Source organism: Mycolicibacterium helvum (assembly GCF_010731895.1).
Lineage (GTDB): Bacteria > Actinomycetota > Actinomycetes > Mycobacteriales > Mycobacteriaceae > Mycobacterium > Mycobacterium helvum.
On record NZ_AP022596.1, the window covers coordinates 5,235,254 to 5,250,596 of the forward strand.

At 66.2% G+C, this 15,343-nt stretch carries 15 protein-coding genes; 7 read left to right on the forward strand and 8 right to left on the reverse strand.

The window, feature by feature from the left end:
• The first annotated feature begins 2 nt into the window (after window positions 1-2).
• Window positions 3-1,523, forward strand: a complete 1,521-nt coding sequence (locus G6N38_RS24600) for a carboxylesterase/lipase family protein (RefSeq protein ID WP_163750585.1) — start codon at window positions 3-5, stop codon at window positions 1,521-1,523.
• 82 nt (window positions 1,524-1,605) lie between these two features.
• Window positions 1,606-3,591: a DUF7064 domain-containing protein gene (locus tag G6N38_RS24605; RefSeq protein WP_163750587.1), complete on the forward strand. Its 1,986-nt coding sequence runs from the start codon at window positions 1,606-1,608 to the stop codon at window positions 3,589-3,591.
• A gap of 30 nt (window positions 3,592-3,621) precedes the next feature.
• Here G6N38_RS24605 and G6N38_RS24610 read toward each other — a convergent pair whose 3' ends face one another.
• A complete protein-coding gene (locus G6N38_RS24610) occupies window positions 3,622-4,509 on the reverse strand; it encodes an SCO6745 family protein (protein WP_163750590.1) in 888 nt (295 codons plus the stop codon).
• 104 nt (window positions 4,510-4,613) lie between these two features.
• Here G6N38_RS24610 and G6N38_RS24615 point away from each other — a divergent pair, with 104 nt between their 5' ends.
• Entirely contained in the window at window positions 4,614-5,369 is a 756-nt protein-coding gene (locus G6N38_RS24615; protein ID WP_246227411.1) for a DUF4333 domain-containing protein, read from the forward strand.
• Between the two features lie 2 nt (window positions 5,370-5,371).
• On the opposite strand, the gene G6N38_RS24620 is transcribed toward G6N38_RS24615, so the two are convergent.
• Entirely contained in the window at window positions 5,372-6,076 is a 705-nt protein-coding gene (locus G6N38_RS24620; RefSeq protein ID WP_407663016.1) for a FadR/GntR family transcriptional regulator, read from the reverse strand.
• A gap of 139 nt (window positions 6,077-6,215) precedes the next feature.
• Between G6N38_RS24620 and G6N38_RS24625 the strand changes: the two genes are divergently transcribed.
• Both G6N38_RS24625 and G6N38_RS24630 read left to right on the forward strand, forming a co-directional pair.
• On the forward strand, window positions 6,216-6,710 hold the full coding sequence (locus G6N38_RS24625; RefSeq protein ID WP_163750594.1) for a gluconokinase: 495 nt from the start codon (window positions 6,216-6,218) through the stop codon (window positions 6,708-6,710).
• A gap of 5 nt (window positions 6,711-6,715) precedes the next feature.
• A complete protein-coding gene (locus G6N38_RS24630; protein WP_163750595.1) occupies window positions 6,716-8,143 on the forward strand; it encodes a GntP family permease in 1,428 nt (475 codons plus the stop codon).
• A gap of 9 nt (window positions 8,144-8,152) precedes the next feature.
• Here the strand turns inward: G6N38_RS24630 and G6N38_RS31055 are convergent, their stop codons facing one another.
• The 3 genes from G6N38_RS31055 to G6N38_RS24645 form a co-directional block, all read right to left on the reverse strand.
• Window positions 8,153-8,878 carry an RDD family protein gene (locus tag G6N38_RS31055; protein WP_163750597.1) on the reverse strand — a complete coding sequence of 242 codons (726 nt, stop codon included), beginning with the start codon at window positions 8,876-8,878 and terminating at the stop codon, window positions 8,153-8,155.
• An 89-nt stretch (window positions 8,879-8,967) separates the two neighbouring features.
• Window positions 8,968-9,852: a DoxX family protein gene (locus G6N38_RS24640; RefSeq protein WP_163750599.1), complete on the reverse strand. Its 885-nt coding sequence runs from the start codon at window positions 9,850-9,852 to the stop codon at window positions 8,968-8,970.
• Window positions 9,853-9,986: 134 nt separating this feature from the next.
• Window positions 9,987-10,559 carry a TetR family transcriptional regulator gene (locus G6N38_RS24645; protein ID WP_163750601.1) on the reverse strand — a complete coding sequence of 191 codons (573 nt, stop codon included), beginning with the start codon at window positions 10,557-10,559 and terminating at the stop codon, window positions 9,987-9,989.
• An 82-nt stretch (window positions 10,560-10,641) separates the two neighbouring features.
• Here G6N38_RS24645 and G6N38_RS24650 point away from each other — a divergent pair, with 82 nt between their 5' ends.
• Window positions 10,642-11,322 carry a class I SAM-dependent methyltransferase gene (locus tag G6N38_RS24650; protein WP_163750603.1) on the forward strand — a complete coding sequence of 227 codons (681 nt, stop codon included), beginning with the start codon at window positions 10,642-10,644 and terminating at the stop codon, window positions 11,320-11,322.
• Here the strand turns inward: G6N38_RS24650 and G6N38_RS24655 are convergent.
• From G6N38_RS24655 to G6N38_RS24665, 3 genes are read right to left on the reverse strand one after another with little or no spacing between them, the layout of a single operon-like run.
• On the reverse strand, window positions 11,312-12,388 hold the full coding sequence (locus G6N38_RS24655; protein ID WP_163750605.1) for an MMP endo-(1,4)-3-O-methyl-alpha-D-mannosidase: 1,077 nt from the start codon (window positions 12,386-12,388) through the stop codon (window positions 11,312-11,314). The two genes, G6N38_RS24650 and G6N38_RS24655, sit on opposite strands and share 11 nt — an antisense overlap.
• Window positions 12,372-13,103 carry a class I SAM-dependent methyltransferase gene (locus tag G6N38_RS24660; protein WP_163750607.1) on the reverse strand — a complete coding sequence of 244 codons (732 nt, stop codon included), beginning with the start codon at window positions 13,101-13,103 and terminating at the stop codon, window positions 12,372-12,374. The genes G6N38_RS24655 and G6N38_RS24660 overlap by 17 nt, the downstream gene beginning before the upstream one ends.
• Complete coding sequence (locus tag G6N38_RS24665) at window positions 13,097-14,368, reverse strand: MMP alpha-(1->4)-mannosyltransferase (protein ID WP_163750609.1); 1,272 nt, start codon at window positions 14,366-14,368, stop codon at window positions 13,097-13,099. Before G6N38_RS24665 ends, G6N38_RS24660 begins: the two co-directional genes overlap by 7 nt.
• A gap of 190 nt (window positions 14,369-14,558) precedes the next feature.
• Here G6N38_RS24665 and G6N38_RS24670 point away from each other — a divergent pair, with 190 nt between their 5' ends.
• On the forward strand, window positions 14,559-15,263 hold the full coding sequence (locus tag G6N38_RS24670) for an MBL fold metallo-hydrolase (RefSeq protein ID WP_163750611.1): 705 nt from the start codon (window positions 14,559-14,561) through the stop codon (window positions 15,261-15,263).
• Window positions 15,264-15,343: the final 80 nt, after the last annotated feature.

The window sequence follows — 15,343 nt, forward strand, 5'->3', positions numbered from 1 at the left end:
TGATGCACGAACACACCGTCCGCGCCACCACCGGCAGCGGCGTCGTCGAGGGGTTCACCCGCCACGGGGTAAACAGGTGGCGTTCGATTCCCTACGCCCGCCCGCCGGTCGGGGCACTGCGATTCCGTGCCCCGCAGCCCCCGCAGCCCTGGCGTGGTGTGCGGTACTGCCATGGCTTCGCCAACTGTGCCCCTCAGCAGCGGCGCTACACGATGTTGGGGGTGGGCAAGTACCAGCCGATGGGCGAGGACTGCCTGACTCTCAATGTTGTCACCCCCCAGTGGCCGGGTGCCGAGCCGGATCATGAGCCATTGCCGGTGATGTTCTTCATCCACGGCGGCGGTTACCTGATGGGTAGCTCGGCCACCCCGCTTTATGACGGCGCCGCGCTGGCCCGCCGTGGCTGTGTATACGTGTCGGTGAACTACCGGCTTGGGGCACTGGGCTGCGTGGACCTGTCGTCGCTGTCCACGCCCGACACCCCGATCGACAGCAACCTGTTCCTGCGCGATCTCGTCATGGCCTTGCGCTGGGTACGGGAGAACATCGGCGCCTTCGGCGGTGACCCCGGCAACGTGACGATCTTCGGCGAGAGCGCCGGTGCGCAAGCGGTCGCGACCCTGTTGGCCGTTCCGGGCGCGGAAGGTCTTTTCGCCCAAGCTATTTCCGAGAGTCCGGCGTCGGGGTTGGTGAGTGGCCCGGAGACTGCCGCAAAGATTGCCGGAAAGTTCGCCGCCCTGCTCGGGGCTGGATCCGACGACGGCGCCGAAATCGTGATGCGGGCCAGGCCCCGGGACCTGGTTGACGCGCTGGACACCCTGCTGGTCCGCAGCCTGGACGATATGGATGGCGCCTTCTCCCTCGGCCCGACTTTCGGCGACGAGGTCCTGCCCGACGACCCGTTCGTGGCGATGCGCCGAGGCGCGGCGCACAAGGTGCCGCTGATCGTCGGCACCAACGCCGACGAGGGAAAGCTGTTCACTCGCTTCATGAAGCTGCTACCAACCACCGAGCCTGCGATCGAACGCCTGCTCTCGACTGCCGATCCCGAAGCGCGAGAACGGATCACCGCCGCCTATCCGGGCTACCCACGCCCGGCGGCCTGTGTGGCGCTCGGCGGTGATTTTGCGTTCGGGACGGCCGCCTGGCAGATCGCCGAGGCGCATGGCGCCCATGCGCCGACCTACATGTATCGCTACGACTACGCCCCGCGGACCCTGCACTGGTCTGGTCTCGGCGCCACGCACGCGACCGAACTGCTGGCGGTCTTCGACATCTACCGCACCCGGTTCGGGTCGGCGCTCACGGCCGCGATGGACCGGCGCTCGGCACTGAAGGTCAGTCGCGACCTGCAGTCTCGATGGCGCGGTTTCAGTCGCAGCGGTGTGCCCGGCGATGACTGGCCGCGCTACAGCGATCCGGAGCGCGCGGTGCTGGTGTTCGACCGGCAGACCCGGGTCGAGTATGACCCGCACGCCCATCGCCGCACGGCATGGGAAGGCTTTTCGCTCGCGAGTCGCTAGCCTGACCAGGCTCGAATTGACACCCGTCAAGAATTGGCCGGAAAGCCTTCGTTTGGCTGCCGATCTGGCTTAGGTTGGTCGCGTGCAGACCAACGACATCGTCATCGAGCGCCCCAGTGACCTGACCGCCGAATGGCTGGCCGCAGCCCTCGGGGCCCCGGTGACCGGATTCACCGTCGATCGCATCGGCACCGGCCAGATGAGCGAGTGCTACCGGATCGGATTGACCTACGGCGACGGCGGAAGCGGTCCCGCCTCGGTGATCCTCAAGGTTGCCGCCACCGATCCGATGAGTAGGCAGACCGGCCTCGGGCTGGGGCTCTACGAGCGGGAGGTGAGGTTTTACTCCGACGTGGCGCCACGCCTGGGCGGCCCGGTGGCCGAGTGTTATCACACCTCGTATGACCCCGAGACGGGCATCTTCGCGCTGCTGCTCGACGATGCCGCTCCCGCCGAGGTTGGCGACGAAATCCGCGGTGCCACAATCGATGACGCCGTTCTGGCGCTGACCGCGCTGAGCCGCCTGCACGCCCCGGTGATCGGCAGCGAGAGGCTGGCTCACGCGGAGTGGCTTACTCGGGCCGCCCCGCTGAACCAGGCTTTGCTCGGTCAGCTGTGGGCCGGGTTCGCTGATCGCTATGGCGAAGCGATTACCTCGGATCAGCGACTGGTGTGCGAACGCCTGGTGGAGAGCTTCGACGCCTATCTGGCAGCCGAGTCGTTAGCCGACCGGATCAAGGGACTCGTGCACGGCGACTACCGGCTGGACAACATGCTCTTCGGCCGCCCCGGGTCCCGGCGCGACCTCACCGTGGTGGACTGGCAGACCGTCACCTGGGGCCCGGCCATGACCGATGTCGCCTACTTCATCGGTTGTGCGGTCGCCATCGAGGACCGTCGGGCGTACTACGACGAGCTACTGCGCGCGTATCACCAAGGGCTTGGCCCCGATTCGTCGCTGACGCTTGATGACGTGCGCGACGGTGTGCGGCGCCAGAGCTTCGCGGGCGTGATGATGGCAGTCGTGTCGTCAATGCTGGTTGAGCGCACTGATCGTGGCGATGAGATGTTCTTGACCATGCTCGACCGGCACACCAGTCATGTGCTCGATACGGGGGCATTGGAAGTCCTGCCCGCAGGCGAGGCCCCGCAGGCACTGACACCCGACCCGGCCGACGAGGGAGCACATGAACCCGGCGACGAGCCGCTGTGGAACGAGAGTTGGTACTGGGATTTCGCCGACCCGGCGCAAGGCGTCGGCGGCTGGATCCGGCTCGGCCTGGTGCCCAATCAGAACGTTGCGTGGATCAACGCATTGGTGTGCGGTCCGGATATGCCCACCGTCGCGCTGGTGAACTTCGCGGCCCCGCTGCCCGTGGACCCTGCCGTCGCCCAAGCCGATGGTGCCGAGCTGCGCCACGGCGCGATCACGCCGTTGCAGTCCTACCGCGTCGAAGTCCGCGGCACCGCACAGGCATACGACGACCCGTCGGCGCTCCTGCGGGACGAGCCTGGTCGGCCGGTGGACCTGGCGATGGACCTCACCTGGACGTCGGTCGGAACCCCCTATGCGTATCGCATCACCACGCGCTACGAAATCCCCTGCACTATCACCGGAACCGTCACCATCGACGGGCGCGTCTATCATTTCGAGGCGGTCCCCGGGCAGCGCGATCACTCGCACGGTGTGCGTGACTGGTGGAGCATGGACTGGGTCTGGAGTGCGTTGCATCTGCAGGATGGAACGCATTTACACGGTGTGGATCTGCGCATCCCTGGCATGGGGCCGATCAGCGTGGGTTATCTGCAACGCTCCGGCGAACCGGTCACCGAGACCACGGCCGTCACGGCCGACGCGACGTTCGCCGACAACGGATTACCGCTGACCACCAGCATCGTCTATGAGCCGGGGCCGGTGCAGACAGAAGTCGACATCCGTGGCCACGCACCCGTCCGGCTGATCGGACCGGCGGGTCAGATCAGCTTGTTCCCGCGGGCCTGGGTGGCCGTCAAGACCGCCGATGGCAGAAGTGGTGCCGGCTGGGTGGAGTGGAACCGCAACGTCTGAGGCTCCTTCTATAGCCGCGTTATAGCCGCGTTATAGCCGCGCGGAATTGTCGTCGAGTTCGTCGCGGCGCAGCGCCATCGGGGTGGCCACCGGAAGATCGCCGCCGGCGATCACCTGCCGGGTGATCGGCGTGAGCACCTGGAACAACCGCTCCACGCCAGCGTCGTCGAGTGCGCCCAACGCGCTCAGCGCAAGTGTGTCGGTCCGCAGTTCGATGTGATCCTTCAGCGCCCGCCCAGCATCGGTGAGAGTGCATGCGGGCGTGAGTAATCCGCGCTCGCCGAGAGACTGCACGCACGCCTCCCACTCCTCGTCGGAGTAGTCCCGGCTACGCTTGATGAAATCGGCAGGCACCGCGCCGGCGGCGACGTGAAACACGTTGGACTCGCGACCGCTGATGCCCTCGTTGACCAGAATCGCCACATGACCATCGCCGCGGTGCTCGCGGAGCAGGGTCGCCGCGTGCCACAGGCTTGCCAACGCGGTGTCGGGCCAGGGGAGTGCCAGATTCGCCGCAAATAATGGCCGACCGTCCAGTGGCGCGTTGCGGGCGGCTAGGCCGGCAAGTTCGGCGGCTTCCGCCACACCCGGGGTCTGGTCGCTGAGTCCGTAACCCCGCAATGCGGCCACTGCGGAGTCCAGCCGCACCCGAACCATGTCGGCTGGCGTGGCGATCTCCCAGATCGCGGGCACCGCCTTGTGCACCCGCTCGGCGGAGAAGTTGTAGAACACCGCGGTTACCACCTCGGCCGGCACCTGCCCCAATGGCGCGGCGCGACAGGCGAAGTATCCGCGCCAGAACCAGATGAACCCCAAGGCGTCCAACACGGTTCGCACGCTCGGTGCGAAATAGGTGATGCCGTGAACGGGTTCGTAGCGGTCGAAGAGACGGCGTGCCAACTCAGGTGATCTGCCCACCTTTGTAGTGAACCACCACCGATGGTCCCCTAGGCGCAGCGGTCGCTTGGTATCTTGCACGCGGGCGTGCGGGAATCCGCGCCGCTGGCACGTTCTGGGAGGTCATGATGCTTTCGACGATGGTGCTGCCCCGGCTCGGGGCCGCGCTGGCGGCCGCGGGCCTTGCCGGCGCGGCCCTGGCCGGTTGCTCGTTCAACGTCAGCACGGGTGTCTCGGTGTCGAAAACCGACCTCGAAAAGGACATTTCGGCGCGGCTGGAAAAAGCCGGGCAGAAGCCGCAGACGGTGACCTGCAAGGATGATCTGCAGGGCGAGGTCGGCAAGACCACCCGCTGCGAGGTGGTGCTCAGTACCGACAACAGCTTCGAACCCGTGGTCACCGTCACCAAGGTCGATGGCGCCACGGTCAGCTACGACATGACCCCGGCGCTGTCGAAGGCGCAGCTGGAGAAAGGCGTGTCCGGCCTGCTGGCCAAAGCCTCCAACGTCACGGTCGACTCGGTGAGCTGTGATGGCGGCCTGGAGGGTAAGGAGGGCACCGAGACTCACTGTGATGTCACGGTCGCCGGCGTCACCTCCAAGCGCACCGTGGTCGTCACCAAGATCGAGGGTCTGATGCTGTATTTCAACGTGCTGCCCGTGCTGGAGAAGGCTCAGGTCGAAAGCTCGCTGTTGGATCAGCTTGCGACGCAGCTGGGGAGCCGGCCGGATTCGGCGACGTGCACTGGCGATTTGGAGGGCAAGGTCGGTAACTCCATCACGTGCACGGTGGTGGCCGGCCCGGAGACCCAGGACTTCGCGTTGACGGTTAGCGACGTCAACGGTGACCGGATCGACTTCAACTACAAGCCCGCCGCATGACGTCAGGTTGTTCGGGGGGATAGGTCCTCGGCCAGCGCCGCGGCTGATTCGTCGATGATCGCGCGCATGGCGCGTTCGGCGGCGACCTCGTCGCGCAGTCGGATCGCCCGCGCCACTTCGTCATGCAATTCGATCGCTGTCGGGTTGGGCCGGCTGGGCATCATGCCGTGATGGGTCCGTCCGGCGAGCACTTCGGCCACCACGTCGGTGAGCGCCCGGAACATCTCATTGCCACTGGCCTCCAACAGCGTGCGGTGAAATACCTTGTCCGCCAGAAGATACGATTCCAAATCGCCTGAGCGGCCATGCACCACCATGTCCGAGACAGCGGCCGCCATGATGCGGCACTGATGCGGGTCGGCACGGCGCGCAGCCAATGCGGCGGCCGCCGGCTCGAAACCCCGTCGCAACTCCGACAACGACGTCAGTTGCGCAGCACGGTCACCGGCATCCAGTCGCCAGCGAATCACCCTCGGGTCGAAGACATTCCACTTGGTGGGCGGCTGGATCGTGATGCCCACCCGCCTACGGGGGGCGACCATCCGCATGGACTCCAACACCCGGATGGCCTCGCGGGCCACCGAACGAGACACGCCATGGTCGGTGCTGACGCTGTCGAGCGTCAGCACCTGGCCGGGTTGGTAGCGCCCAGAGACGATGGCTTCGCCGAGCGCGGTGAGCACACTGCTGTGCAGCTCGCTCACCATTGGCTCCGACGTCACGGATACATCTTGTCATAGACCGTTCATGGCGACATAAAAACTGATCCAAGGCCCTCGGGTCTTGTAAAAGTATGACGATTGATGAATGCTGTGTGGCATGTCCCACAGCGGGGTAGACGCACACATGGCCTCACCCATCGTCGTCATGGGGGTGTCCGGCTCGGGGAAATCAACCGTCGGCGCAGCACTTGCCCAGCGGTTACGCGTTCCCTTCGCCGACGCCGACGACTTCCACCCACCGGCCAATATCGCCAAGATGACCGCCGGGCACGCCTTGGACGATGACGACCGCTACCCGTGGCTGGAGTCGATCGGGGAGTGGCTCGCCGAACACCGAGATGGTGGTGTGATGAGCTGCTCGGCATTGAAACGTAAGTACCGCGACCAACTCCGGCGGCACTGCGCCGGCCTCGAGTTCCTTCATCTGAGCGGAACCGAAGACGTCATCGCTCGCCGCCAAGCGAGCAGGCCCGGTCATTTCATGCCCGCGGCATTACTCACTTCACAGTTCGAAACCCTCGAACCTCTCGATTCCGACGAACACGGAATCAGCATCGATGTCGACCAGAGCATCGATTCGATCGTCGACGCGTACGTAACCAGCGCTGAAGGAGCATGACGCCGATGAACCTGCACGCGACACTGTTGGCAGAAGCGCCCAAGTTGGCGACACCGGTAGCTCCCGGATGGCAGCTCATCCTGGCCTTCCTGGCGGGTATCGCGGTGATTGTCGTCCTGATCACGCTGGCGCACCTGCATCCGTTCCTGGCGTTGATCTTTGGTGCGCTGACCGTCGGTATCGTCGCCGGCGAGAACCTGGAGAAGGTACTCAAATCGTTCTCCGACGGCTTCGGTTCCACCGCCGCGGGGGTCGGCATTCTGATCGCCCTTGGTGCGATGTTCGCCAAGCTCCTGGCTGATTCGGGCGGTGCAGACGAGATCGTCGACACGATCGTCGGGCACGCATCGCCGCGGGCCCTGCCATGGGCGATGGCCCTGGTGGGGGCCATCATTGGCCTGCCGATGTTCTTCGAGATCGGCCTGGTCCTGCTGATGCCGGTCATATATCTGGTCTCGCGGCGCTCCCAACTCTCGCTCATCACCGTCGGAATCCCGGCACTGGCAGGCCTTTCCGCGATGCACGGTTTCGTGCCGCCGCACCCGGGGCCACTGACCGCGATCAGTCTGCTACATGCCGACCTGGGCCTGACGCTGGCTCTCGGCGTGGCAGTCGCGATTCCGACGATTGTCGTCGCCGGTCCGCTGTTCGGGAAGTTGGCCGGGCGGTGGGTGGTCGTGGCGGCGCCCGACACGTTCGGATCCGGCTCAGCTGCGCTGGGACCTGAAGGCGAGGCGCTTCCCGATCAGAATCGCGGTGCCCGCCGGCCGTCATTCGGGGTGACGTTGTCCAGTGTGCTCCTGCCCGTCGTGCTGATGCTCGGCAAAGCGCTCGTCGACATTTTCATCGACGACGAGAATCAATGGTTCCGAATCACTTTCGACGTCCTGGGTACACCGCTGGTCGCTCTGTTGATCGCGGTCATCGTCGGCATCTTCACCCTCGGCGGCGGTTCAGGCATGTCCCGGACCCAGGTGATGAAATGCGTGGAGTCGGGGCTGCCCCCGGTGGCAGGGATCATCCTGATCGTCGCCGCGGGTGGCGGTTTCAAACAGGTCCTCGTCGACAGTGGGATTGGCACACTGCTGGCCGACTGGGCCAAGAGTGCCAACGTTTCGGTGATCCTGCTGGCCTGGGTGCTGGCCGTATTGATCCGACTGGCGACCGGATCCGCGACGGTGGCCACCATCACCGCCTCGGCGTTGGTGCTCGGGTTGGTGGAGGGCCTTGGCAGCGGCCAGGTGTCACTGGTCGTGCTTGCCGTCGGGGCCGGCTCGCTGTTCTTCTCCCACGTCAACGACGCCGGATTCTGGTTGGTCAACCAGTACTTCCGGATCAGCGTGGGTCAGACCATCAAGACCTGGTCCCTGATGGAGACGGTCTTGTCGGTAACGGGTCTGGCCGTCGTCATGCTGCTCAGTCTGGTGGTCTGAGCGCAGTGCTCAGCCTTGGACGACCTGTGTGCCGCCGGCCAGTTCGTCGTGCTTGCCTTGCCTGGTCGGGCTGTTGTTGATCGTCACGCCGATGACAACGCAGGCGATCAAGTGGAGCAACCAGCCCACCCACGGGATGACCGACAGCAGCATGAACGAGTTACGGATGGCCGATTGCTGGGCGGTCGGTTTCGCGGCGCCGCCGGGCCCATGGACTTGGAGGCCAAGAAGTTTCTTGGCCGGCGTCCAGCCCTGGGAGACTTCGAAGCCGACGAAGTACGCGAAGGGCACTAGGCCCGAAATCACGCCCGCGAGAATGCCGTAATTGTCGCTGGCATAGAACGACAGCGAGATCAGAAACACCACGATGCCGGTGAGAATCCAGTCGATCACGCGGGCGCCCAAGCGAATCCACACCCCGCCGCCCTGACCGCCGGTAGGCGATGGTGGAGGGTAGCCGCCGTAGCCGGGCTGGCCGTAGCCGGGCTGGCCGTAGCCGGGCTGGCCGTATGGCTGAGGCGGAGGGTAACCAGGTGCCCCCGGCGGCGGCGGGGGGTAACCCCCGGCGGGGCCCGGCGGCGGCGGGGGGTAACCCCCGGCGGGGCCCTGCGGTGGCGGTGGTGGCGGGTAGCCGCCCGGCGGTGGCGGCGGGTAACCCGGTGCGCCCGGCGGCGGTGGCGGTGGATAGCCCCCGGGTGGACCGTACGCGTTGGGGTTGTAATCACCCGTGGTCATTGATCGCTCCTCCCGCTGCCGTCAGTCCGGCCCAATCTACCTTGGCCGTGTGACTCGGCAGCGGGTTCGCCTCGGCGCGATCCGAGCGGTCAGTGCTTGGCTAACTTTTTAGCCTGTTGCTTGGCTTGTTTGTTCGCCTTCTTCGCGCGGGCGCGCGTGAGTTCGGCCAATTCGCCGCCCTGATCCCTGGCCACGTCGGCGAATTCAGCACCCCGCTCGCGGGCGATCTCGGCGAACTCGGCCCCGCGTTCGCGGGCCACGTCGGCGAGCTCGGCCCCGCGTTCGCGGGCCACGTCGGCGAGCTCGGCCCCGCGTTCGCGGGCCACGTCGGCGAGCTCGGCCCCGCGTTTACGGGCGGTCTCCAGTAGCGGGGCAGTACGCTCACCGGCGGCCACCGCTAGTTCACGACCGCGTTCCGCGCCGACCTGCAGGCCATGGCCGACCCTGGGGCCCACCTTGTCCAGCAGGTCATTGTCCAGCAGGCCGTGGCTCGATCCCGGCAACCCGGCCGAGACGGCATCGCTGACCTTGCGTGCGGCGCGGCGCCCACGCCAGCCCAGCGACGGTTTGCCCGCGGTGTCGGCCGAGGCGATGATCAGCCCGCCGAGCAAGCTGAGATCAGTCAGGAAGGCGCGGCGTTTCTCTGCCTTGAGTTGTTGGTCGGGCTCGTCCCAGAACATGTGCGCGCCGAGATTGGCCGGAATCACCGTGGCCGCCAACGCCGCCGAGGCCAGCCGGGGCAGTCGGCCGGACGCCAACAGCAGGCCGCCGCCGATCTGGACGGCTGCGGTGATCCTCGCGAACGTCTCCGGGTCGCTCGGGACGCCGGAGCCGACCGGGTCGGGGAGTTTCTGCAGACCTTCCAGAGTCGGCCGGGCGGCCTCGGCGGCCGGCTTGGGGCTCTTGAGCGCTTCGAATCCTTGGCCAATGAACACCGCCGCCAACATGGGCCGGGCAACTCTGCGAATCAACATGAGGCCGTTGTTCCCTACTGGCCTGCCTGTCAAACCCGAACGCCACCATGACGACACCCGTCAATGCGGCGCCCCGCAACACCGGCGGCAGAACGCGAACCGGTGGCAATGCCAGGCCAGTGCCGCGCGAAACGTCAGGTCAGCAGTAACCGGGCTGAGGCCTCCAGCCTGGCGGCGATTTCTGTGTAGGAGGCGTATCCCATGCCGGCCCGCACCAGTGCGCCGGCGTAGAGCTGTTCCAGGGACTCGACTATGTCTGAATCGCCTTGCGCACCAAGGGCAGACGTTAGCCGCTGGTGGATCTCGCGGCCGATTCGAAAGCGCAGGTGCTCGACGTCGGGATCCTTGCCCAGCAGGGCGGTCGTCACGGCCCCAGCGAGTTCGGGCTCATCGGCGACCAGTAGGGCGATGTGCCGCAGCACACCCACCACCCGCTCGATCGGGTCGGGGGAGTCGTCGGGCGGCACAGGTGTCGAGGCCAGCCGTCGCCAGAACACCTCAGCGACCAGATGCTCTTTGGACGAGAAATAGGTGTAGGCGGTTGCTGCGCCGACACCGGCCTCGGCGGCCACCATCCGGATCGTCAGACCGGAGAATCCTTCTCGGCTCAGCACGTCGACCGCGGCGCGACCCAGTCGGTCTACGGTGGCGGCCTGCTTTGCTGTCAACCGGCGTCGCGTTGATTCCCGAGCTACCGGTTCAGACACATGTCCGGACGCTACTACAACCCACCAGCAGCGACAAGGTGCGCGCTGGCCATCGACCATCCCGACGGGTTAGGTTCGGAACATGAGTCGCACCGACACTACCTTCGCCGCGCAAACTTCCCGCCTCTTCGAATTGGCCGAGCAGGTTGTCGGCTTCATGCCCGCTGACGAAGGGCGTGCGCTCTACGACGCGGCGATGCGTTACCTGGACGGTGGGGTCGCGGTCGAGATCGGCACGTACTGCGGCAAGTCCACCGTCATGCTGGGTGCCGCCGCCGCGGCGACGCGCAGTGTGCTCTACACCGTCGACCACCATCACGGATCTGAGGAGCACCAGGCGGGCTGGGAATTCCACGACACGACGATGGTCGATCCGGTCAGTGGCCGGTTCGACACGCTGCCCACCTTCCGCCGGACGCTGGACGCTGCCGGCCTGGACGACACGATCGTCGCGGTGGTCGGCAAGTCGCCGGTGGTGGCCCGCGGTTGGCAGAGCCCGCTGCAGCTGCTGTTCATCGACGGCGGGCACAGCGAGACCGCCGCGCAGCAGGACCTCGAGGGCTGGGCCAAGTGGGTTACGTTCGGTGGTGCGCTGGTCATCCACGACGTGTTCCCCGACCCCCGCGACGGGGGCCGGCCGCCCTACAACATCTATTGCCGCGCTGTGGAATCCGGTCATTTCACTGAGGTCAGCAGCATGGGCTCGCTGCGGGTGCTGGAGCGCACCGCCGGCGCAGTGGGCGAGGATCCGCTCAGCGCCTGACGCATTCACAGTCGTAGTTGCCTTCTAGGCCGCGCGGTAGATCGGCGGCACGGAAGATGCCGCTACCTCCGGTGGTCACCGATAGCGCGTCGGCGGCCAGGATCACCGCCGCTGCGGTCCATGTGGTCCGCTCCACCGGCCAGCGCTTGCCGTCGGCGAATACCAGCCCCGTCCAGTAGGAGCCGTCCTGTTCGCGCAGATGCTGCATCGCGCCGAACTGTGTCACTGCTCGCTGACGCTCGCCCATTGCGTCCAGTGCCATGACCAGTTCGCACGTTTCGGCCCCGGTGACCCATGGCCGGTCGTCGACGCAGCGGATGCCCAGCCCGTCGACCACGAAATCGTTCCAGCGCTGGGAAATTCGGGCAGTAGCCGCTGATCCGCGCAAGGCGCCGCCGAGAATTGGGTAGTACCAGTCCATCGAGTGGTGGGGCTTCTCGGTGAACGCATCGGGGTGTTCGGCGATGGCGTGGCCGAGTCGGCCCAGCGCCACTTCCCATTCCGGCTGCGGGTCGTCGAGCCGATCGGCCAGCGCCACGGCGCAACGGATGCTGTGATACACGCTGGCGCATCCGGTCAGCAGTGCCTCCGGAAGAGCGCCGGACGGGCCTTGCGCCCAATAGATTTCACCGGTACCGGCTTGAAGGCCGAGGACGAAGTCGATACCGGCGCGCACCGTCGGCCACATGTGCTCGGCGAATTGCCGATCTCCGGTCACCAGGAAGTGATGCCACACTCCGGCGGCGATGTAGGCGCAGAAGTTGCTGTCGCTGTTGGGATCTTCGATCACGCCGCGTCGGTACTGGATGGGCCAGGAGCCGTCGGTGCGCTGCTCGCGGCGGCACCATTCGTAGGCGGCACGGGCAGGTTCATGCAGACCAGCCGCGGTCAGGGCCATCGCACACTCGATGTGATCCCACACGTCGGTGTGCCCGGTCTCCGACCATGGGATCTCGCCCGAGGATTCCTGCACGGCCGCAATGGATTCCGCTGTTTGGCGGCATTGCTGCGGTGTGAGGATGCCGACGACGCCCGGCACACCCTCAAGATCAGGCTGGCGCGGCATTCGTGATCGGCTTCTCGAAGTAGAGGGCGACACTCTTGCCGACCAGCGGATTGAGCGCGGCTTCGGCCACCCTGGTCAGAGCGGGCCGAGACATCATGTCCCACACCAGCAGCTGGTGGTACGCCTTGACTGCTGGATGATCCGGCTTCTCCACGCCGACAGCGCATTTGAGCCACCAGAACGGGGAATGCAGCGCGTGGGCGTGATGTGAGTGGGTGAAGGTGAGTCCACCGCGAACAAGCTTGGCCTGCAACTCGTCGGCCTTGTAGATGCGGATGTGGCCACCCTCGTTGGCGTGGTATTCGTCGGACAGCAGCCAGCAGATCCGCTCGGGCAGCCACCGCGGCACGGTCACCGCCAGCTTGCCGCCGGGCTTGAGGACCCGGATGAGTTCGGCGATGGCCGCGTCGTCGGCGGGGATGTGCTCGAGGATCTCCGAAGCGATCACGCAGTCGAAGCTCGCGTCCGGATAGGGCAGTGCCAGCGCGTCGCCCACCACGACCTGCGCCTTGGCTGATTCCGGTGCCTCGCCGGCTTCGCCCATCGCCTGTAGCAGGGTGTCGACGTCGGCCAGCTCGGCGGCGTCCTGGTCGAACGCGATGACGTCGGCGCCGCGCCGGTACGCCTCGAAGCTGTGCCGCCCGGCGCCGCAGCCGACGTCGATGACCTTGGTTCCCGGTCCGACGGCTAGCCGGTCATAGTCGACGGTCAGCACGGCTCGTCCACCGCCTCGACGGCGTCGGTGACGCGGCCGGTTCGCCCAATGGCCTGCTCGTAGACGCGCACCGTCTGCGCAGCCACCGATTCCCAGCTGAACACGTCAAGAGCACGACGCCGGCCCGCGGTGCCGAGCCATTGCCGGCGCTCGGGCGATTCCAATTGCCTGCCCAATGCCGCGATCAGCTCGTTGACGTCACCCGGTGTCACCAGGTCGGCGCATTCACCGTCGGCACCCAGTACCTCGGGTAAGGCTCCGGCTCGGCTGGCCACGACGGGGGTCCCGCTGGCCATGGCCTCAACCGCGGGCAGTGAGAAACCTTCATAAAGAGAGGGGATGCAAGCGATCTCGGCCGATGCGAACAGTGCCGCCAGATCTTCGTCGGACAGGCCGCTGGTGATGTGCACGATGTCACTGATACCCAGTTCGGCGATGAGCTTCTCGGTCGGGCCGTTCGGCTCCAGTTTGGCCACCAGCTGCAGTTCCAGGTCGTGCTCGACGCGCAACCTGGCCACCGCGTGCAGCAGATGTCCGATTCCCTTGAGTGGGCGGTCGGCGCTGGAGATCGCGATGATGCGGCCCGGGACGCGCGGCTGGTCGGACGGCTTGAACAGGTCGGTGTCCACCCCGAGCGGAACGACGCGCAGCTGCCTAGGGCTGACTCCGAAGTCGTCGGCGATGTCGGTGGCCGACGACGACGACACTGTCAACAGGTCCGGAATCTTCCTTGCGACCTTCTTCTGCATCTGCGCAAAGCCATACCATCTGTGCACCAACGGCTTTCGCCACCACTTGGCGGCGGCCAGGTCGAGCACGCGGTCCCGGGTGATCGGGTGGTGCACGGTGGCCACCACGGGAAGGCCCATGTCGGCGATCCGCAGCAGGCCGGTGCCTAGGCACTGGTTGTCGTGCACGATGTCGAATTCGTCGAGGCGGCCAGCCAGCAGTCGGGCGGCCCGCAGGCTGAAGGTGCGCGGTTCGGGGAAGCCCGACGTCCACATGGTGGCCAGCTCCAGCACGTCGATGCGGTCGCGGATCTCACTGGGGTGGGGTACCCGGAACGGGTCGGGTTCCCGGTAGAGATCAAGGCTGGGAACCTCGGTCAGCCGAACCCGCGGATCGAGGATCTCGGGGTAGGGCTGGCCGGAGAAAACCTCGACGTCATGGCCCAGTTCCACCAGCCCGCGACTCAGGTGCCGAACGTAGACGCCCTGCCCGCCACAGTGGGTTTTGCTGCGGTAGGACAGCAACGCGATCCGCATCTTCACACTCCTGCAACGTCCATGACCGACACGGCCGAGTCACTCACCGGGCTCGCATATGTCATCGTGAGAACAACCGGACACGGTCAGCGAGCTGTCTGGACATGTGTCTGGACTATAATTCGCTTAGCTACATACTGCAACGTAAGTGCCCAGTCTCTACCCTATGTCAGGACTAGTTTGTCCTGTTATGCACTACGACTGGGAAGCTCTTTCCGATGGTGTGTACCGCTGCCGGTTACCGTTCCTTGACGTTACCGTCGGACTGGTGCGCGGCGACGACAGAATTCTACTGATTGATTGCGGCACAACACTTTCCGAGGCGGCTCGGATCGCAGAGGATGTCGGGGAGCTCACCGGCGGTGTGGTCACCGATGTGGTGATGACGCACCATCATTTCGACCACATCCTCGGCTCGTCCGGCTTCGGTACGGCCGTCCTATATTCGCCTGCCGCGGTGGCTGAGGCGCTGACCACCCGAATCGGCGAGGTTCGCGCCCACGCTCTGCAGTACGGGGCCGACCCGGGGCCGCTGGACCGCGCGATCGCCGGGCTCCGAGCCCCCGACCACGTGGTGACGGTCGCCGATCTGGATCTCGGCGGGCGCAGCGTCCACCTGGAACTGCCCGGACCTGGCCATACCGACCATGACCTGGTGGTTGTCGTCCCAGCCAGCCCGCAGGGCCAGCCCACGGTGGTGTTCTGCGGCGACCTCGTCGAGGAATCCGCTGACCCGGCTATCGACGTCGGTTCGGACCTTCCCAGCTGGCCGCATGCGCTGGACCGGATCGTGCTGCTGGGCGGCCCGGGCGCGATCTATGTTCCCGGCCATGGGGCGGTGGTGGACGCGGCGTTCGTACGGGCTCAGCGCGACTGGCTGGCCGCCCTCGGTTGATCCCCGAATCCGCTTCGCTCCCGCCCGCCGCTCGATCGATCGATCCCCGAGTCGCTTCGCTCCCGCCCGCCGCGTCGATC

Bases quoted from the DNA above. Each gene is read 5' to 3' on its own strand.
- G6N38_RS24670 (WP_163750611.1), top strand. From the start codon at position 14,559: ATGCACTACGACTGGGAAGCTCTTTCCGATGGTGTGTACCGCTGCCGG.
- G6N38_RS24640 (WP_163750599.1), bottom strand. From the start codon at position 9,852: ATGTTGATTCGCAGAGTTGCCCGGCCCATGTTGGCGGCGGTGTTCATT.
- G6N38_RS24615 (WP_246227411.1), top strand. From the start codon at position 4,614: ATGATGCTTTCGACGATGGTGCTGCCCCGGCTCGGGGCCGCGCTGGCG.
- G6N38_RS24625 (WP_163750594.1), top strand. From the start codon at position 6,216: ATGGCCTCACCCATCGTCGTCATGGGGGTGTCCGGCTCGGGGAAATCA.
- G6N38_RS24655 (WP_163750605.1), bottom strand. From the start codon at position 12,388: ATGCCGCGCCAGCCTGATCTTGAGGGTGTGCCGGGCGTCGTCGGCATC.
- G6N38_RS24665 (WP_163750609.1), bottom strand. From the start codon at position 14,368: ATGCGGATCGCGTTGCTGTCCTACCGCAGCAAAACCCACTGTGGCGGG.
- G6N38_RS24600 (WP_163750585.1), top strand. From the start codon at position 3: ATGCACGAACACACCGTCCGCGCCACCACCGGCAGCGGCGTCGTCGAG.
- G6N38_RS24650 (WP_163750603.1), top strand. From the start codon at position 10,642: ATGAGTCGCACCGACACTACCTTCGCCGCGCAAACTTCCCGCCTCTTC.
- G6N38_RS24620 (WP_407663016.1), bottom strand. From the start codon at position 6,076: ATGGTGAGCGAGCTGCACAGCAGTGTGCTCACCGCGCTCGGCGAAGCC.
- G6N38_RS24630 (WP_163750595.1), top strand. From the start codon at position 6,716: ATGAACCTGCACGCGACACTGTTGGCAGAAGCGCCCAAGTTGGCGACA.
- G6N38_RS31055 (WP_163750597.1), bottom strand. From the start codon at position 8,878: ATGACCACGGGTGATTACAACCCCAACGCGTACGGTCCACCCGGGGGC.